Below are 18,098 nucleotides of genomic sequence, written 5' to 3'. Positions count from 1 at the left end.
ACACTGAAATATCAGCATTTGCAAGCTTTTTTCAAAAGATGATCCCGACTGGGTTCGAACCAGCGACCTCCACCCTGTCAAGGTGGCGCTCTCCCAACTGAGCTACAAGATCGTTTTTCTACATTTCTTTAATAATTATATAAGCTTAACCTGAACACTACAATGTTTATTTATATTCTAAGAAAAACGAAATATAGAATTCTATATATCCAGATGTTTTTCTTTTTTCTAAAAACAAACTTTTTGTAAAATAAAGCAGCTACGACTCTAGGCTTAGATGTAAACACCACCTAAGTACATTTTTTTATTAACTTCTAATACATTATAATAAGGAGATAAATAGGAATTGTGTAGAAAGGGAAGGGCATATGGTTGACTATACAATAGAAGTAGAGAGGGAACTTTATTTTTGGAAGCGCAAAATGACCAAAGAATCTGGTCGAATCGGTCGTTTAACTAAGGCCGCTCAGACAAAGATTAATGGTTTAATTCCAGAAAAGTTTCATCAAGTGATGACAGAAAGCATCAAAAATATGGTGAAAGCAACGCTTGTGGGATCAAATGTTACAACTAAAAAACGTTCATCATTAGATCTAAGCCTCTTTGAAAGAGACGAACTACTTAGAGAGAAGCTTTCAACTTATAGAAAAACAGCTGTTGTTGAAGGTGCTGGAACCGGAGCAGGAGGGTTACTGCTTGGTCTCGCTGACTTTCCATTACTTTTATCCATTAAAATGAAATTTCTGTTTGAAGCTGCTGCGATTTATGGATATGACACAAAGAATTATGAAGAGCGTCTCTTCATCTTGCATATTTTCCTTTTAGCTTTTTCAAGTGAGGATAAACGAAAAGAGACGTTATTTATCATTGAAAACTGGGAACAACAAAAGCATTTAATTTCCGATATGGATTGGCGTGACTTCCAACAGGAATACCGGGATTACATTGATTTAGTTAAGATGTTTCAATTAGTACCTGGTATTGGAGCAGTGGTTGGGGCATTTGCCAATTATAATTTGCTCGACCAACTGGGAGAGACTGCAATGAATTCCTATAGGATGCGTATATTAACTAATGAAAGAAAGTAAGATGAAATAAGACTACCTTCCTATAAAAATCGGAGGTAGTCTTTGTGTTTTTTAAACAGTTGGAAGTAAAACATGATGTGCTTGTTTTATTTGCTCTGTTAGCAATTCAATTTTTTTGAATACTTCTACACTGTTTTTTTGTTGTTGTTCAAGTGCCGTCTTCACATTAGCCTCTAATTGAACTTGGGATTGTGCAAATAAGTCTAAAATAGCTTGATTGGGTAATCCTGAAATTTCTTTTACGGAATTGTTTATTTCGTCAATTTGATTGACCCAAGTTGATAATAATCGTTCAATTTGTTCATTATTAATTGATTTAATCGTATTTTGTAATACAGCTTTCCACTCTACTTCAAATTTATTTTTATCCTCTTCTATTTTACTTAGTGTCTCTCGAGTTGAATTTAGAATGTCTCTCTGCGTATGAAGATGCTGTAATGATTTTTCTGCAATTTCCGTTTGAAAAGATTGAAATACTTTAAAACTGTTCAACCAACCATCCAGTATTAAATCCACCCCGTTAGGTTTTTGATTTTTAGTTTCTACATTACTCATTCCATTTTCCTCCTTTTGATTGTAAAGCGAATTGTAAGCTATATGCTATGCACCAAGTGCACTGGTACCATTTTTTACTTCTCTGCATCTGATTCTTTTGGTTGAAAGGGAAAAAAAGGTTGGTACAAATTAAAGAATTGATTAATCATATTTTGGTAGTTTGCCAGAGAACTTGCCCATATCTCTAAGTATTGTTCACCTGCATCCGTAATCGAATATATCCGTTTTGCTGGCCCGTCAGACGCTGTATCCCACTCAGAAGTAACCTTCCCATCTTTCTCCAGTTGTCGTAAAATCCGATAAAGATTTCCCTGATCCACTGCGTTGAAACCGAATTGTGAAATCTTTTGCATTAGTTCATAGCCATGGGCATTAAAATCGCGAAGATGCAAAAGCATGATTGGTACAAGGAAGTTTTTCGGAGTACCTAAATTAGCATTTTTTCCATTACTATTGGACTCCTTGTTTCTTTCCACCTGTTATCACCACCAATCGAAATAAGTTCATACATGTAATGTACACATAGGTGCAAAAAAATGTTCCAACGCTAGGGGAAAAACTGTATCCCATATATGTAATTTACACATAGGGTCTAAAAAATATGACTTGAAAAATAAATAAATAGATTAGTTTTTTTGTGCATATGTTAGCATACTCGTTCATAGAGTAATAAAGTCGTTTCAAAGGAATGGCTATAACACGCAAATTATATGTAGGGAGATGAGATTTTTGACAAAAACATTGCCATTTGATCCATTCACCATGTGGAAAACTTTTTATGAACATACTGATGCGAACTGGACCGGTGCGATTCAAGAAATGTTAAAAAAGGAATCTTTCTCCGAAGGCATGGGAGAGACATTAAACCAATACCTTCAAGCGCAAAAGCTGATGAATGAGAAATCGGAAAACTTTTTAAAAAGTGTCAATTTGCCTACCCGTAGTGAAGTTGCAGATGTTGCCTCACTTGTCATTAATGTAGAAAGCAAACTGGACGCTCTGGAAGATGGATTGGAAGAAGAAATTAATCAATTAAAAATAGCTGTTTCTAGCTTAGACAAAAAAATAGATAAGCTACTTAACGCTTTTGAAGTTACTGAAAAATAGTGGAATCAAAAAATAAAAAGTGGATTGGAATGATGGTCTGTGACAATGAGTCAAGCTGAATTAACTCTATTTAACCCAATTAATAAACCGCTAGCAGGTAAGGTGGCGGTGGTAACAGGTGGCTCTCGTGGTATTGGAGCTGCAATCGCAAAAGTACTAGCAAAAAATGGAGCATACGTTGTCATTAATTATCAATTAAGAATGGACTGTGCAAAGGCTGTCGTGAAGGAAATTGAAGAACAAGGCGGTTTTTCTTGTGCCATTCAGTCCGACGTATCCAAGCCGAACGACGTAAAAAACCTTATTGAAGAAGTAATTAAACGATATGGACAAATCGATATTCTTATTAATAACGCTGGAATTACAAGAGACCGAACGTTCCGTAAACTGTCCAATGAGGAATGGGGCGAGGTTATTGATGTTAACTTAAACAGTGTATTTTATACAACCTCCGAAGTAATAAATCACATGTTGGAGCAGAATTATGGTCGAATCATTAATATAAGCTCGATTATCGGACAAGCGGGAGGATTTGGACAAACAAACTATGCAGCTTCAAAAGCAGGCATTATTGGTTTAACTAAATCTCTTGCTTTAGAAACTGCTAAAAATGGAATAACCGTCAATTCTGTATGCCCGGGATTCATAGAGACGGAGATGGTGGAAGAAATGCCAGAGAATGTGAGAGAAAATATCGTTTCCAAAATACCGATGAAGCGTTTAGGAAAAACGGATGAAATTGCAGAAGCGGTATTATTTCTTATTCAAGCAAACTATATTACAGGTCAATCCATTAACGTGAATGGCGGCTTATATATGTAACCTGTAATTTTATATATAATGGGGGATCTCCAAGTGGAGTTCCCCTAAAAATGATAGGGGGTAATCATGGTGTATTCCAACACAAATCAATTAGATAGCTGGTTAAATACATTACCGGATGAAGTGAAAAATAGTTATCGACGATATAAACGAGTAGTGGATGTTATGACAAAAGAACCTGATCCAATAGTTGGTCAAACTCCCAAAGAGGTCGTTTGGACTAAAAATAAAGCCAAATTGTATCGCTATCAACCGCAGAGTAAAAAAACGAACCGTGTACCAATTTTAATGATCTATGCATTGATCAATAAGCCATATATTTTAGACTTATCTCCTGGAAATAGCTTAATTGAATATCTAACTAATCAAGGGCACGATGTATATTTACTAGACTGGGGAACACCTGGTTATGAGGATAGGCATATGAAGTTGGATCATTATATTTTAGATTATATTCCGAAAGCCGTTAAAAAAGTTCTCAAAACGTCAGAAGCAAGTGAAATCAGTTTATTAGGTTATTGTATGGGCGGAACGATGACTACAATCTTTGCAGCACTACACCCAGAGTTACCTATTCGAAACATTGTATTATTGACGAGTCCTATTGATTTTTCTGATGCAGGATTATATACAAATTGGTTGGATGAACGTTATTTTAATGTCGATAAATTAGTAGACACACTTGGATTAATTCCTCCCGATATGATTGATTTTGGAAACAAATTATTGAACCCAATAGGAAATTATTACGGACCATACATTAGTCTTGCCGATCGTGTGGACAATGAAAAGTTCGTTGCCAACTGGAAGCTAATGCAAAAGTGGCTAACGGATGGAATCCCTTTTACTGGTGAAGCATATAGACAATGGATTGGTGAATTGTATCAACAAAACAAATTAATAAACGACGATCTTTATATAAGAGGAAAAAAGGTAGAGTTAAGAAACATTACAGCAAACCTATTAAATATTGCTGGGAAGAAGGATGTCATTGTTAATCCAAGGCAAGCAGAACCACTCAATGCGAAAATCTCAAGTGAAAATAAGACATATCACTTAGTGAATACTGGCCATGTTTCTGTAGTCACTGGAAGTAAAGCGATTAATGAAATCCATCCTATGATTGAAAAATGGTTAACCGAAAACTCCAACTAATTAAAGTGTCAGTGCCAAATCAAATTCATTTTGTCATGGCAACTGACACTTTTTTAAGTATAGAAGTAGTGACGATGTAAAAGCTAAGTAATAGCTTTTTTAGAGTGGGAGTATTGGAATGGATAAAAATAATACGGTGGAAAATTTTATAAGACCAGAAATGCAAGATATCATTCAGGCTGAACTTAATGGATTGTCATTTACAAAAAACTTCCGTTCTTCAAGTGCAGAAGAATGGTATATCTTCTTACCTCACTATCATGAACCTAAAACAGGCGGTGCAGCTGGAAAAGCAATTATTCAATATGATTTATTTGGAAATAAAGATGTTTTTATAAATACAACTATCATCTTTGATGACCCTAAATTACATGACTCGGAACTCCACTATCTCGTTTATAGTATAGCTGAAGAACTAATTAACCGACTAGTTGGATATGCAGATACACTGTTAGTCGTTCATGCTGGAGAAAATTCTTATCATGCAGAATACATTAATAATGAGTGAAGCGGTAATCGAAAGGTAGGAAGATTATCGACGACTAATTAAATAATGTGAGGAGCTGAAAGAAATAGAAGAGAGAACGGATAAAATTGAAGTAGGCAAAATTCTTACAGTGATAGATGAAAATGATCAAGAGCAAGAAATTGAAGTGCTAGATCTAATGACTGTCAATAATATTGTTTACGCTGCTATGCGATTTACGGAAGAAAATCAAGAAGAGTCTGAAGAAGACTTAAAAGTGTACCTTTTTAGAATTGAAGAGGATGAATTATCTTTGGAATTATCATTGATCGATAATGACGAGGAATTTGAAAAAGTATCTGCAGCATTTATTGAAGCTAGAGAAGATCTAGAATAAACAGTAGGTTCGACGATTAATTCGTTACGTCAAGCTAATTGAAAAAAGCATTAAACCTTAATAATAGGTTTAATGCTTTTTTAAGTTAGGATTTGTTAAAGCTTCCGCCAAGACCGGAATCAACGAGGCCCAAACAAAAAGCGAGGATGTAAACGTTCACATCCTTTCTAAGAGATACCTTGAAGAGTTTTTCAGTGCCCTGCTGTGGCTCCTGCTTAGCTTGTGGCAAGAAAAATAACAATAAAGTTTAACAAAGCCTAAAGTTATAAAGTATTGCTTACTTTTTGAACCAAATTAAATTAAATATAAGAGATTTTCTTGGAATAGAAACGACATATAACCAACTGACAATTGTAGTAGACAGCCATTGACAGATGATTGCCTGGATAATAATTTGCCAATCAATAATGTAAGCTGTGATAATGAAAATCAAACCATTTATCCAAAATAATGTTTTCCCTGGGTTAATATTTTTATACTTGGCAATGATTAAAGCAATTATCCCAACACCACCATTTGAAACTCCCTGTCTTAAAAGTATAGCAATTCCAGTACCAAGGAAGACAGAACCGACTAATAAGTCTACCCATACACTTGAAAAAGGCGTTTCCAAATATACATTAAATATATTTACGGAAATAGAAGTCATTGTAATACCAAAAAGAGTACCAATTGCACTACCACTTCCAAGATAGTGGAATGCAAATAGCAGCATGGAGGAGTTAACTAGCCATAATGCGATACTCAACGGCATATGAAACCAATAATTTAGCAATACTGTAAAACCACCCGCACCTCCAGAAGGAATGAAGTTAGGAAAAAGAAATACGCCCATTGCAAAACCTTGAATTATTGCTCCTACTATAACTAATGAGTACTTTCTGCGTAAGCGTCGAAAGATCCCTGAAGCTTGTCTATCATCTTTTCTTTTCACATGACATCATCCTAAATTAGACATGAAACTGCGTGTTCTAAAAGTGTATGCTTATCTTTTATTAGGAATGACATTATTAAGGCTGATAACTCTTCTTTTAATGAGTTAAGCAGAATTACCAGCCATTTTACATATTTATAAAACTACTTTCGGAATAGGATGAATAGGATAGTTCAGATCTTCCGCTACATTACGTCCTTTATGATCCGGATGATCAATGATTTGCATTAAAATTTGTTTAACTGTGGTAGTAAAAACTGAATGATCTCTTTGTCTAGGTCTTGGTAATGGAATTGGTACATTATGAGCAATTCTACCTTCTTTTAATAAAATGACGCGGTCTGCAAGTGCAACAGCTTCCTCCACATCATGAGTCACAAGCAAAGTTGTAAAACGTTGATTAATCCATATATCTTCTATTAAACTCTGCATTTCTAGCCGAGTGAATGCGTCCAAAGCTCCAAGTGGTTCATCAAGCAAAAGGAGGCTTGGATTGTGAATTAGGGCTCTGGCTAAGGCTACTCTTTGCTTTTGGCCACCTGAGAGTTTGGAGGGCCATTCATGAATCCGATTTTCTAATCCGACATTTCTTAAAACCACCATCGCTTCTTCTCGATGAATTCCCTTTAATCCCAATTCTACATTCTCTAGTACACGTTTCCACGGAAGAAGCCGTCCGTCTTGAAACATCATACATGACTGCCTGTTGATGGACATCAATTCTTTCTCGTCCACAAGAATTTTCCCGTCTGTTGGTTTTTCAAGTCCGGAAAGTAATCGAAGCAAGGTGCTCTTTCCACAGCCACTCTTTCCTACGATTGCAACAAATTCTCCTTTGCGAATAGCGAGATTCAAATCTTTTAATATTTGGGTACCATTATAAGACTTGTATAAATTTTTCAGGTGTATATGAGAGTGGCTAGTGTTTTCTTTTTCTTCTTTCATTCTCTTTCCCCTTCAATTCTAAGAATGCTTTGCATAACCTGGATGCCACTTCAACCATCTTCTTTCAAGGAACCTGGCGATAATGTCTGAAAGCTTACCAAGAAAAGCGTACATTAAAATACTTAAGATAATGACATCCATTTGCATAAATTCCCTTGCATTCATTGCCATATAACCAATGCCGGAAGTAGAGGATATAGTTTCCGCAACTATTAAAGTAATCCACATCATGCCCAATGAAAAACGGATACCAACTAAGATGGAAGAGAGAGCACCTGGAAAAATTATATTTAAAAATAAGGAAAATTTGTTTAATCCGTAGATTCTTCCCATCTCAATCAGACCTTGGTCAACCGATTTAATTCCATGATACGTATTCAGGTAGATAGGAAAGAGAACACCTAAAGAGACAAGGAATATTTTTGCCTCCTCTCCGATGCCGAACCACAATATAACGAGGGGTATCAAAGCTAGGTGTGGAATGTTCCTTAACATCTGAACAGATGTATCCGTAAGCATTTCAGTTGTACGAAACAATCCATTTAGTAGACCAAGTATAAAACCAATGCTACCACCAATAAAGAAACCGATTAATGCTCGCCAAAGGCTTACCCAAACGTGATGAAACAACTCACCAGTTTTCATTAGCTCTATAGCTGCAAAATAAACATCAGTAGGGGCTGGCAGAATTTTAGTTGAGAGTATGCCTGTTTTTATAGAAATTTGCCATAGAAGAAGTAGTGAGAAAGGTACAATCCAAGGGAGTGTTTTAGAAAGGATAGAAGAAAAAGAATGCTTCAATTTCCTTCATCCTTTTCAAATGAATAAACACTATCCTCAACATTTATTTTATTTGGGATAATTTTTAATTCATAGAACGTATCTGCAATTTCTTGCTGTTCTTTTATGATTTCTGCCGTAATTTCTTGTACACCGTATACTCGTCTTTCAACAGCCAACCTCATCGAGGACTCATCGATACCGAGAATACTAGAAAGCATAGTGGTTAATTCCTCTGGATGTTCATTTGCCCATTCACTTGAATGTTGGATTTCCTCTATGATGATTTTTGAGATGTCACTGTGTTTCGCGAAATCAGAAGAAGCAAGAAAGTAATCTCGATCAGATGTTAGTCCTTCTCCGTTCACTAAAAGACGGGCATCGGTTGCCATTTCTGTATCTGCTGTAAACGGATCCCATACTACCCAAGCGTCAATATTTCCTTGTTCGAATGCAACTCGTGCATCTCCAGGTGATAAGTACGCTGGTGTTATATCTTCATAGAGAAGATCAGCTTTTTCCAATGCTTTCACAAGTAAATAGTGAGAGCTTGAGCCTTTAGCGAAGCCAATAGTTTTTCCTTTAAGATCCACAAGTGTCTTAATTGGGGAATCGTTCTTAACTAGAATTCCTGAGCCCTTAAATTTTGGGTTTCCTACTGCGATATATTTCAGAGTAGCCCCTGAGGACTGTGCAAATATAGGAGGTGAATCACCTGTTCTACCAAAATCAATGCTCCCAGCGTTTAAAGCTTCGAGTAAAGCCGGCCCAGCTTGAAATTCAAACCATTCGACCGAGTAATCGAGAGACTTTAATCGTTCTTCCAATGTCCCTAAATTTTTTAAAATAATTAATGGACCATTTTTCTGATATCCTATTCTAACTGATTGTTTGGTAGTTGTTTTTGACTCAGCCTCGTTATTGCTAGAACAGGCTGATAGGAACATTGCAACAATCAGTAGTAGACTAGTAAACAAAGCAAAAGGCTTACATATTCCCCTTGATTTCAATATTGGTACACTTCCCCTCATCGTATAGCCAAATTTAAAGTGATTAGGCAAATTCATCGGCTCAATTACAACCTATGCAATAAAAAAAAGAATTTTTAGGCCTGTCTTGAATCTATTAAATTTGTTTTGCATAAAAAGTAATAAGTAGAAAGGATGAAAACAAGAGCGGTTGAAATACTATGTATAAGTAATTCTATGTGGGAGGAATAATGATGAACCAATCATCCTTGTTTGAAGACAGAGATATTGGATAGTTCAACTGTGCAATTGTTCCGCCTACATATTATAATGCCCTTTTTATTTTTTTAGAGGAATGAATGGATAAAAAGAACTTAATCCAAAGACAAAAACTAGAGAGATTTTCTTTTTTGCTAATAATTCGTTTTTAACGGATAATTAATTGAAAGCAGAAAGAGTAATTTTGCAAAAATAGTTTGAGGAGGTTTTTTAGAATGGAAGAAAATCAGGGGAAAATTGAAATTGGTAATATCTTTACGGTGCTAGATGAAAACGATCAAGAGCAAGATATGGAAGTGCTTGGTCTGTTGACGGTGGATGAAGTTGAATATGCTGCAGTCGGTTTTGTAGAAGATATTCAAGCAGAAACGGAAGATGACATAGATGTTTTCTTTTTCCGATTAGAAGACGAAGGAGAATTGTCTTTTATAGAGGTTGACGAGGAATTCGAAAAGGTTTCTGCTGCATTTGCTGAAGCAAGCAATCAATAATAATCAAAAGGAAGAGCCAAAATAGCTCTTCCTTTTTCTTTTGTTGAAGAGGATAAGGTAAAAATGAGTTAATGATTCATAGTATTTTACTATCAATTGAAAAAAATATTCTATCATTCAAAGTATTGCAAATTTGTCATGAAAAGTGATAGGATACATATTAATAATTATTGTTAAAAGTTAGGCTAATTTGAAGAGTTGGAAAGAAAATATAATACGAAAGTATTTTATTTTTTTACCTAATCCCTACTATAACGATGCGAATAATTTATTTAGAGTAATAGAGTAGAAAAGGTATTTATTAAAAAGACAATTTCATATTTTAAATTCTTATCAAGAGAGGTCGAGGAACTGGTCCTATGAAGCCTCAGCAACCAGTTATTACATAGTTAATAACACGGTGCTAATTCCAGCAAGTATAAAACTTGGTAGATAAGAAGGAGACTTTTTTATGCATGGTCCTTCTTATTTGAAGGACCATTTTGTTTGTTCAAATTATCTCTAACAATAAAAGGAGGAAAAATAATGACAGAGCAAAAGAAGTTGAAGCTAGGAGTAATCATTCATGGAGTTGGTGGAAATATTTCTGGTTGGAGACATCCTGAAATACAAACGGATGCAAGTGTAAGTCTAGATTTTTATAAAAATCGTGCTCAAAAAGCAGAAGAAGGCAAGTTTGATCTTGCTTTCGTAGCGGATGGGTTATATATCAATGAAAAATCAATTCCCCACTTCTTAAATCGTTTTGAACCTTTGACCATTCTATCTGCGCTTGCTTCCGTGACTTCGAATATCGGACTTGTCGGAACTGTATCCACATCGTATAGCGAGCCGTTTAATGTGTCTCGTCAGCTTGGATCACTAGACCATATTAGTGGAGGTCGGGCTGGGTGGAACATTGTCACTTCCCCTTTAGAAAAAACGGCACTAAATTATAGTAAAACGGTAGAAGAGCATCCGAATCATCCAACGCGTTACAAAATTGCTGCTGAATATTTGGAAGTTGCAAAAGGTCTTTGGGATTCATGGGAAGATGATGCGTTCATTCGAGATAAAGAATCAGGTGTGTTCTTTGACTCAGAAAAGTTACATGAGTTGAATTATAAAGGAGAATATTTCTCTGTTGCTGGTCCACTTAATATCGGTCGCTCAAAACAAGGGCGTCCAATCATTTTCCAAGCAGGTTCCTCCGAAGATGGTAAGAACTTTGCAGCAAAGGAAGCGGATGCGATTTTTACTGGTCATGGTAATTTGCAAGATGCACAGAAGTTTTATAAAGACGTAAAAAATCGAGCAATAGCATTCGGACGCAATCCAGATGAAGTTGTAATTATGCCGGGAATAAGTCCAATCATAGGAAAAACGGTAGAGGAAGCGGAACAAAAATACTTGGAAATTGCAAATTTAGTTTCTATAGAACAGGCACTTGCCTTTTTAGGAAGATTTTTCGAGCATCATGATTTCTCTCAATATCCATTGGATGAAGCATTCCCGGACGTTGGAGATTTAGGTTCAAACAGTTTTAAAAGTGAAACGGATCGTATTAAACAAACGGCAAAAGAGCAAAATCTAACACTTCGTCAAGTGGCACTAAGTTCTGCTACTCCACGTACGCCGTTCATTGGGACACCGGAACAAGTTGCAAATCGTGTACAAGAATGGTTTGAAGGTCAAGGTGCAGATGGTTTTATTGTTGGATATGATTTACCAAGTAGTTTTGATGATTTTGTTGACCTAGTTGTGCCAATTCTTCAAGAGCGAGGAATTTTCCGTAAAGAATACGAGTCTGATACATTGCGAGGAAACTTAGGTATCCCTTATCCGATAAACCGTTATGCGAAGGAAGTAGTTAATAAATAGAAGTTTCCATATTTATAATCCTAATATTTTAAATGCGTAAAGGGGGACTCCAAGTGAAGGTAAAAGAATATAACAGCACATATAATTCGAATACCCTACCAAGTCTTCAATCTCATGATATAAACAAAATTTTAAATCTACCGGATTTGCTCTTTTATACTTTTTGCAATGAAACTTACAGTATAAACCGCGGCATATACAACACAATTGATCAATGGTTTTATGAACGTGGGTTAGTAAATATCTATAAACGTAGAACGTTTTTATTGTCTTTTTTAAGCTTTATCAATGAAAGTAAGCTAAATCAAAATCAACATAACATGGTTAAGTTTGGTCCTGGAGGATTAACAAAAGAATTAGAGGGATTTTTTCTAAACTCTGCAGGTCAACCAGAGATATAAGGATTTCATAGAGATTCTATTTTTTTATAAATTTAAACTTACTAAACATATATGATTAAAAATCATTAATTTTAAAAGTGTGGAGGTAATAATAATGATGGGTTTTAAAAGGTCAAAATCAATCTTTTTTACATTATTTACAGCATTAATACTAGTAGTATCTGGTTGCAGTCAATCATCAGGGACCAATCAAGGTGCACAAACTTCGGCGACGGATAATACTTCATCTAATCCTGTTTCAGGTGGCGAGCTGTCTTATGCACTTGCAACGTCCCCAGATACGCTAGATCCACATCGAAGTGGGTTAGCTGTGTCCGTTCGTGTATTTAGAACAATTTTTGATAGTCTTGTTGTCCAAGATGCGGATAACAATATCCAACCATGGCTGGCAAAAGAATGGGCCGTATCGGAGGATGGTAAAAGTTATACGTTTAAGTTGCGTGATGATGTGAAGTTCCATGATGGAACCCCTTTTAATGCAGAAGCGGTTAAATACAATTTTGACCGAATACTTAATCCAGAAACGAAAGCAGGGAATTCAACAGCATTACTTGATCCATACGAATCTTCAGAGGTTGTTGATGAATTTACAGTAAAACTTAATCTATCTACCCCTTCTTCCTCTTTCTTAGGAAATCTAAGTCAAGCGATGTTAGGAATTGTATCACCTACAGCAGCTGAAAAATACGGAGATCAGTTTGGGAAAAATCCGATTGGAACAGGACCATTTAAATTTGTCAGTTGGACAGAAAATGCAGATATCCAGGTGGAAAAAAACAGTGAATATAATTGGGGACCTACAAGTGTAGAGAACAAAGAGCAAGCCTATCTGGATAAAGTTACATTTAAAATTATTCCAGAGGAAGCGACTCGTGTAGGTAGTGTACAAAGCGGGCAGGTGCTTGCGGCAGAAACCATTCCACCACAAAATATTGTATCGCTAGAAAATGATCCAAATACTCAAATACTAAAGGTTAATACACTTGGTTTACCGTATACACTCTTTTTTAACCAAAGGGAAGAACCTTGGAATAATGTAGATGTCCGCAGAGCTGTTTTACAAGCGGTTGATGTCGACGCAATTCTGAAAACCTTGTACTTTGATACGTATGAAAGAGCTTGGTCACCTATAACACCAGGGATTTTAGGGTATGATGAAAAGCTTGAAAATAGTTGGAAATATGATGTCGATGCAGCAAATAAATTACTAGATGGAGCAGGATATACAATCGGAGCAGATGGTGTCCGAGAAAAAGAAGGGAAAAAGTTGACGCTCAATTATGTAGATGTCTCTCCGAATCGCGAAAAACGAAATGATATTGCCGCTATAATACAACAACAATTGAAAAAAATAGGAGTAGATGTAGAGGTTAATATAACTCAAGATTATTTAACGGTAATCTATCAAAACGCCGATTATGATTTGTACGGCAATAGTCAAGTGAATTCAGATCCAAATGCCCTACGTAGCTTATATCATACACCTCCTGAAAATATTACTCGTAAAGGCTTGGGTGGAACATCTAATTTAGAACTGGATGAGTTGTTAGAAAAGGGAACGGTAGAATCTGATCCTGCGAAGCGGGAAGAAATATATAAAGAGGTACAGAAAATTATTATTGATCAAGCGTATGTTATTCCAATATATGTTTTTCCTTATACAGTAGCAGCATCTAAAAAAGTGGATGGAATTAAGTTTGATGCTTTAGGTTATCCATTATTTAATGATGCATTTATCAAACAGTAAAAAGTAGAAAGGAGCTTGTTTATGGTTTTAGTCAGCAAGACATTACAAAAACTTATAAATGCATTACTATCCATTTTCGGCTCCTTAGTCCTTGTTTTCTGCATAATTTATATGCTGCCAGGGGATCCGGTTCTATCTATGCTGGATCCTAATACAGCAACACCTGAGGCGATAGAAAATCTTCGCAAGGAATTAGGACTGGATCAGCCATTTTATGTTCAGTTTGCAGATTATTTTAAGAACTTACTTCAAGGGGATTTTGGTCAATCTCGGATTACAAGTGAGCCAGTACTACAAAAGATAATCGTCCATTTGCCAGCAACACTCCTCTTAACACTTACAAGTATGGTACTTTCTGTTGTTATTGGCGTAACATTTGGTGTTATTTCAGCTATTTATCACAATAAATGGGTGGATGTAATTATTCGTATAATAGCTTTGTTTGGAATTTCTATGCCAACGTTCTGGTCTGGGATTCTACTTATCCTTCTTTTCGGTGTTCAACTCAACTGGTTGCCAATTATGGGGTCGGAAGGATGGAAGACACTTATAATGCCTTCACTTGCGCTAGGTTTGGTAGGGGCAGGTTTTATTATTAGAATGGTTCGAAATAGCATGGTGGAAGTGATGGATGAACAATTCATTTTAACGCTCCGTGCTAAAGGGATATCTGAAAGAATTGTGATGTTCCGTCATGCATTACGAAATGCACTTATTCCGGCGATTACCGTTATGGGATTACATATTGGTGAATTGTTAGCAGGAACTGTTGTAATCGAAACAGTTTTTTCTAGACAAGGAATTGGTAGAGTAATTGGAGATGCGATAATGGTCAAGGATATGCCTGTTATACAAGGTGTAATTCTTTTTAGTGCAATCGTATACGTAACTGTAAATGTATTAGTAGATTTATCTTATTCGTTAGTTGACCCACGTATCCGAAGAGCACATTGATTCGTGAAATTAATAAAGGGGGAATTGTAAAATGAAAGACTTGGCAAATACAAAAGCAGTCGTACAATTTCCAAAATGGAATCTATCTAAGTTAAAAGTAAAATTATCTATATCAAACCTTTTCGTTTTCATAGCAAGTCTAATTTTATTGTTTATCGTTGTATGTGCCTTACTTCCATCTTGGATTGCACCTTATGAACCAACAGCCATGAATACAGAGAAAATATTAGCAACACCTAGCCTTTCTCACTTGTTCGGTACGGATCATTACGGGAGAGATGTGTTTAGTCTTGTTGTCTATGGTAGTAAAGATTCTTTAATTATAGGGGTTTCTGCAGTGTTAATCGGATTAATACTTGGTGGTGGCATCGGGGCTATCTCCGGTTATCTGGGTGGAATTATTGATACAATCTTTATGCGAATTATTGAGATATTAATGACGATTCCAGGAATTCTGCTTGCACTAGCTATTGCAGCAGCTCTAGGTCCAAGTTTACAAAATATTGTTTTTGCCATTGCGATTGCCTCAATTCCGGGCTATGCACGGTTGATGCGTGGACAGATGATGAGTATTAAAAAACGTCCATACGTTGCTGCATCTCGTTCTATTGGCACTTCAAGTGGAAAAATTCTTTGGTGGCATATCGTACCAAATGCTTTGTCTCCACTGCTAGTTATGTCAACAATCGGTCTTGGGACAGCTATTTTAACAGGTGCGGGGTTAAGTTTTCTAGGCTTAGGTGTGATCAAGGAAATACCTGATTGGGGTGCATTGCTTTCTCAAGGAAGAAACTATTTAACAGTTGCCTGGTGGATTGCTACATTCCCTGGACTTGCAATTACTGCATTTGTTCTTTCCGTTAATATTATCGGGGATAAACTTCAAGATGTGACAAATCCGAAAATAAGTAGGGGAAGATAGGTGATTAGCTAATGACACAATTACTGGATGTCCAGCATTTACAAGTAGACTTTATTACAAAAGACGGTTATTTGACAGCGATTAGAGATGTTACGATGCAAATAAAAGCTGGAGAAACGGTTTGTATAGTTGGGGAATCGGGAAGTGGAAAGACGGTAGCTTCAAAGTCCATTATGAGATTAATTGATTTCGAAAATGGGAAAATTACCGATGGAAGTATTACACTAGACGGTATGGATTTGACCAGACTCACACAAAAGGAATTACGGGCAATACGCGGGAAGAAAGTGGCGATGATATTTCAAGAACCGATGTCCGCTTTTGACCCCGTGTTTACAATTGGGAAACAAATTATTGAAACAATAATCGAACATAAGCAAGGAAACAAAGCGGATGCGAAAAAACGTGCAATATATTTATTGGATCGAGTCGGGATATCGGATGCAGAGTTGCGATTCAAACAATACCCCAATGAGCTATCCGGAGGGATGCTACAGCGGGCAATGATTGCGATGGCTCTTGCTTGTGAGCCTGACTTACTTATTGCAGATGAGCCGACAACTGCACTTGATGTAACCATTCAGGCTCAAATACTCCAACTCCTGCAGGAATTAAAAGAAGAGTTTCATATGTCTATTTTATTAATTACACATGACATGGGTATTGCCGCTGAAGTGGCCGATAGAATCATTGTGATGTATGCCGGTGAAATTCTAGAACAAGCGACCGTTTCTCAACTTTTCGAATTACCACATCATCCATATACGAATGGTTTACTTCAATCTATCACCAAAATGGATAGTGATCGGGGCCAAAAGCTATTTTCTATAGAAGGAACCATTCCTTCGTTATCTAATTTGCCAACTGGATGTCTATTTCATCCACGTTGTCCTTTTGCAACGGATAAATGTAGAATGGAAAAACCTTCATTAAGAGAAGTAAACGGTCGTAAAACAGCGTGCTGGTATGCTGAGGAATTAGTTCAAAGAAATGATTGGAATCAGACTGATTCTAGCAGTGAAGTTTTTCAAAGTTCAATTCAGGAGCCTCTTCAACTAAATTCGGTGGATGTTTCAGCAGAGGAATTATTTGTTATAGAAAATTTAAGTAAGACATATCCAATTGGGACTCGTGGTTTCTTCCAACCTCAATCGTATGTAAGTGCAGTAGATAATGTCTCATTTACAATTCGAAAGGGGGAAACATTTGGTTTAGTAGGGGAATCAGGTAGTGGCAAATCAACGCTAGGTAGATTGCTTTTACAATTAGAAAAAGCAAGTGAAGGAAAAGTGTTTTTCCAAGGTACGAATTTGGCTAAACTCAGTAATAAAGAATTGCGCGAAAAACGTAAACATATGCAGATGATTTATCAAGATCCATACGGTTCGGTTAACCCACGTTGGAAAGTGGGAGATATTATTGAAGAACCATTGAAGGTTCATGAATCATTTACTTCTAAAGAGAACCGACTAAAAGTGGAACAGCTTCTAGATGCGGTAGGGTTAGGGAGAAAAGCGTATGATCGTTATCCCCATGAGTTTTCTGGAGGACAACGTCAGCGTATTGCTATTGCAAGAGCGATTGCGATAAATCCTCAATTTATTTTAGCAGATGAAGCCGTATCTGCTCTAGACGTATCCGTTCAAGCTCAAATCGTAAATTTAATGAAGGATTTACAACAAGAATTAGATTTAACCTATTTATTTATCGGTCATGGGTTAAATGTTGTTCGCCATATTTCAGACCGTATAGGAGTCATGTACTTAGGTCAACTCGTAGAAATAGCAGACAGTGAAACTCTATTTAAGAGACCTGCCCATCATTATACAAAAGGGCTCATTAACTCTATACCGGGTATTGATCTATCCCAACAACGTGAGGTAATTACTGTGAAGGGGGAAATTCCATCACCTGCCAATCCACCATCGGGTTGCCGATTTCATACACGATGCCCTGTTGCGACTGCTCGTTGTCGAGAAGAACAACCAATCTTCCGAGAAGTGAAAAAAGATCACTGGGTTGCTTGTCACTATCCAGCTTTCTAATAGTTACGTAAGAGGAGAATATTTTTTCTCCTCTTTTTTATGTGTGCCAGGCATGGCAACTATCTAGGTGGTGAAAGTCCACTGTGGGGGTACACATCGACCAACCACTAAGGAAGCGCAAGGTACTTATCGTGAGGTAAGGGCTAGAGGAAGCGTGGAATAAAATCTTGGCTCGACGAACA

At 36.6% G+C, this 18,098-nt stretch carries 19 protein-coding genes, 1 tRNA gene and 1 riboswitch; of the genes, 13 read left to right on the top strand and 7 right to left on the bottom strand.

The genetic code is table 11. The annotated features are described in order from the left end of the window. Positions 1–39: 39 nt before the first annotated feature. Positions 40–112 (bottom strand) — tRNA-Val (locus tag WAX74_RS10050). Positions 113–368: 256 nt separating this feature from the next. Between WAX74_RS10050 and WAX74_RS10045 the strand changes: the two genes are divergently transcribed. Continuing rightward, a complete protein-coding gene (locus WAX74_RS10045) occupies positions 369–1,088 on the top strand; it encodes an EcsC family protein (RefSeq protein WP_336497534.1) in 720 nt (239 codons plus the stop codon). A 51-nt stretch (positions 1,089–1,139) separates the two neighbouring features. Here the strand turns inward: WAX74_RS10045 and WAX74_RS10040 are convergent, their stop codons facing one another. Both WAX74_RS10040 and phaQ read right to left on the bottom strand, forming a co-directional pair. Next, positions 1,140–1,643, bottom strand: a complete 504-nt coding sequence (locus tag WAX74_RS10040) for a hypothetical protein (protein ID WP_336497533.1) — start codon at positions 1,641–1,643, stop codon at positions 1,140–1,142. A gap of 74 nt (positions 1,644–1,717) precedes the next feature. Beyond that, positions 1,718–2,119, bottom strand: coding sequence for a poly-beta-hydroxybutyrate-responsive repressor (gene phaQ / locus WAX74_RS10035; protein WP_336497532.1), 402 nt, complete (start codon positions 2,117–2,119; stop codon positions 1,718–1,720). A gap of 253 nt (positions 2,120–2,372) precedes the next feature. Here phaQ and WAX74_RS10030 point away from each other — a divergent pair, with 253 nt between their 5' ends. The 5 genes from WAX74_RS10030 (at position 2,373) to WAX74_RS10010 (ending at position 5,590) form a co-directional block, all read left to right on the top strand. Beyond that, positions 2,373–2,750 carry a polyhydroxyalkanoate biosynthesis repressor PhaR gene (locus WAX74_RS10030; protein ID WP_336497531.1) on the top strand — a complete coding sequence of 126 codons (378 nt, stop codon included), beginning with the start codon at positions 2,373–2,375 and terminating at the stop codon, positions 2,748–2,750. Between the two features lie 45 nt (positions 2,751–2,795). Continuing rightward, positions 2,796–3,572, top strand: a complete 777-nt coding sequence (fabG, locus tag WAX74_RS10025) for a 3-oxoacyl-[acyl-carrier-protein] reductase (RefSeq protein ID WP_336497530.1) — start codon at positions 2,796–2,798, stop codon at positions 3,570–3,572. A 66-nt stretch (positions 3,573–3,638) separates the two neighbouring features. After that, positions 3,639–4,727, top strand: a complete 1,089-nt coding sequence (phaC, locus tag WAX74_RS10020; RefSeq protein ID WP_336497529.1) for a class III poly(R)-hydroxyalkanoic acid synthase subunit PhaC — start codon at positions 3,639–3,641, stop codon at positions 4,725–4,727. A gap of 160 nt (positions 4,728–4,887) precedes the next feature. Further along, a complete protein-coding gene (locus WAX74_RS10015) occupies positions 4,888–5,235 on the top strand; it encodes a hypothetical protein (protein WP_413788954.1) in 348 nt (115 codons plus the stop codon). A 109-nt stretch (positions 5,236–5,344) separates the two neighbouring features. Then, positions 5,345–5,590, top strand: coding sequence for a DUF1292 domain-containing protein (locus tag WAX74_RS10010; RefSeq protein WP_336497527.1), 246 nt, complete (start codon positions 5,345–5,347; stop codon positions 5,588–5,590). A 277-nt stretch (positions 5,591–5,867) separates the two neighbouring features. Here the strand turns inward: WAX74_RS10010 and WAX74_RS10005 are convergent, their stop codons facing one another. The 4 genes from WAX74_RS10005 to WAX74_RS09990 all read right to left on the bottom strand — a co-directional run bounded on the left by WAX74_RS10005 (position 5,868) and on the right by WAX74_RS09990 (position 9,316). Beyond that, the gene (locus WAX74_RS10005) at positions 5,868–6,524 is read right to left on the bottom strand and encodes a YitT family protein (RefSeq protein ID WP_336497526.1); all 657 of its coding nucleotides are present in this window, start codon (positions 6,522–6,524) and stop codon (positions 5,868–5,870) included. 135 nt (positions 6,525–6,659) lie between these two features. Beyond that, complete coding sequence (locus WAX74_RS10000; protein ID WP_336497525.1) at positions 6,660–7,469, bottom strand: ABC transporter ATP-binding protein; 810 nt, start codon at positions 7,467–7,469, stop codon at positions 6,660–6,662. A gap of 18 nt (positions 7,470–7,487) precedes the next feature. Then, on the bottom strand, positions 7,488–8,249 hold the full coding sequence (gene ssuC, locus WAX74_RS09995; RefSeq protein WP_413788953.1) for an aliphatic sulfonate ABC transporter permease SsuC: 762 nt from the start codon (positions 8,247–8,249) through the stop codon (positions 7,488–7,490). 17 nt (positions 8,250–8,266) lie between these two features. After that, positions 8,267–9,316, bottom strand: a complete 1,050-nt coding sequence (locus tag WAX74_RS09990) for a sulfonate ABC transporter substrate-binding protein (RefSeq protein ID WP_336497523.1) — start codon at positions 9,314–9,316, stop codon at positions 8,267–8,269. A 395-nt stretch (positions 9,317–9,711) separates the two neighbouring features. Here WAX74_RS09990 and WAX74_RS09985 point away from each other — a divergent pair, with 395 nt between their 5' ends. From WAX74_RS09985 to WAX74_RS09955, 7 genes are all read left to right on the top strand, one after another. Beyond that, on the top strand, positions 9,712–9,987 hold the full coding sequence (locus WAX74_RS09985) for a DUF1292 domain-containing protein (RefSeq protein ID WP_336497522.1): 276 nt from the start codon (positions 9,712–9,714) through the stop codon (positions 9,985–9,987). A gap of 327 nt (positions 9,988–10,314) precedes the next feature. After that, a riboswitch (SAM riboswitch) is annotated at positions 10,315–10,426 on the top strand. A gap of 86 nt (positions 10,427–10,512) precedes the next feature. Beyond that, positions 10,513–11,847, top strand: a complete 1,335-nt coding sequence (locus tag WAX74_RS09980) for an LLM class flavin-dependent oxidoreductase (RefSeq protein ID WP_336497521.1) — start codon at positions 10,513–10,515, stop codon at positions 11,845–11,847. 53 nt (positions 11,848–11,900) lie between these two features. Next, entirely contained in the window at positions 11,901–12,248 is a 348-nt protein-coding gene (locus WAX74_RS09975) for a hypothetical protein (RefSeq protein ID WP_336497520.1), read from the top strand. A gap of 94 nt (positions 12,249–12,342) precedes the next feature. Beyond that, positions 12,343–13,995 (top strand): ABC transporter substrate-binding protein, encoded by a 1,653-nt coding sequence (locus tag WAX74_RS09970; RefSeq protein ID WP_336497519.1) that lies wholly within the window; start codon positions 12,343–12,345, stop codon positions 13,993–13,995. 21 nt (positions 13,996–14,016) lie between these two features. Continuing rightward, complete coding sequence (locus tag WAX74_RS09965; protein WP_336497518.1) at positions 14,017–14,949, top strand: ABC transporter permease; 933 nt, start codon at positions 14,017–14,019, stop codon at positions 14,947–14,949. 31 nt (positions 14,950–14,980) lie between these two features. Then, on the top strand, positions 14,981–15,871 hold the full coding sequence (locus tag WAX74_RS09960) for an ABC transporter permease (RefSeq protein ID WP_336497517.1): 891 nt from the start codon (positions 14,981–14,983) through the stop codon (positions 15,869–15,871). A gap of 11 nt (positions 15,872–15,882) precedes the next feature. Beyond that, positions 15,883–17,916, top strand: coding sequence for an ABC transporter ATP-binding protein (locus WAX74_RS09955; RefSeq protein ID WP_336497516.1), 2,034 nt, complete (start codon positions 15,883–15,885; stop codon positions 17,914–17,916). Positions 17,917–18,098 lie beyond the last annotated feature (182 nt).

Source organism: Psychrobacillus mangrovi, from assembly GCF_037104765.1.
Lineage (GTDB): Bacteria > Bacillota > Bacilli > Bacillales_A > Planococcaceae > Psychrobacillus > Psychrobacillus mangrovi.
The sequence above is the reverse complement of the archived record's forward strand: the minus strand, read 5'-3'. Positions and strand labels throughout refer to the sequence as shown.

Bases quoted from the DNA above. Each gene is read 5' to 3' on its own strand.
- WAX74_RS09985 (WP_336497522.1), top strand. From the start codon at position 9,712: ATGGAAGAAAATCAGGGGAAAATTGAAATTGGTAATATCTTTACGGTG.
- WAX74_RS10000 (WP_336497525.1), bottom strand. From the start codon at position 7,469: ATGAAAGAAGAAAAAGAAAACACTAGCCACTCTCATATACACCTGAAA.
- WAX74_RS09960 (WP_336497517.1), top strand. From the start codon at position 14,981: ATGAAAGACTTGGCAAATACAAAAGCAGTCGTACAATTTCCAAAATGG.
- WAX74_RS09965 (WP_336497518.1), top strand. From the start codon at position 14,017: ATGGTTTTAGTCAGCAAGACATTACAAAAACTTATAAATGCATTACTA.
- WAX74_RS10040 (WP_336497533.1), bottom strand. From the start codon at position 1,643: ATGAGTAATGTAGAAACTAAAAATCAAAAACCTAACGGGGTGGATTTA.
- WAX74_RS10045 (WP_336497534.1), top strand. From the start codon at position 369: ATGGTTGACTATACAATAGAAGTAGAGAGGGAACTTTATTTTTGGAAG.
- phaC (WP_336497529.1), top strand. From the start codon at position 3,639: ATGGTGTATTCCAACACAAATCAATTAGATAGCTGGTTAAATACATTA.
- fabG (WP_336497530.1), top strand. From the start codon at position 2,796: ATGAGTCAAGCTGAATTAACTCTATTTAACCCAATTAATAAACCGCTA.
- WAX74_RS09955 (WP_336497516.1), top strand. From the start codon at position 15,883: ATGACACAATTACTGGATGTCCAGCATTTACAAGTAGACTTTATTACA.
- WAX74_RS09990 (WP_336497523.1), bottom strand. From the start codon at position 9,316: ATGAATTTGCCTAATCACTTTAAATTTGGCTATACGATGAGGGGAAGT.
- WAX74_RS09980 (WP_336497521.1), top strand. From the start codon at position 10,513: ATGACAGAGCAAAAGAAGTTGAAGCTAGGAGTAATCATTCATGGAGTT.
- WAX74_RS10015 (WP_413788954.1), top strand. From the start codon at position 4,888: ATGCAAGATATCATTCAGGCTGAACTTAATGGATTGTCATTTACAAAA.
- WAX74_RS09970 (WP_336497519.1), top strand. From the start codon at position 12,343: ATGATGGGTTTTAAAAGGTCAAAATCAATCTTTTTTACATTATTTACA.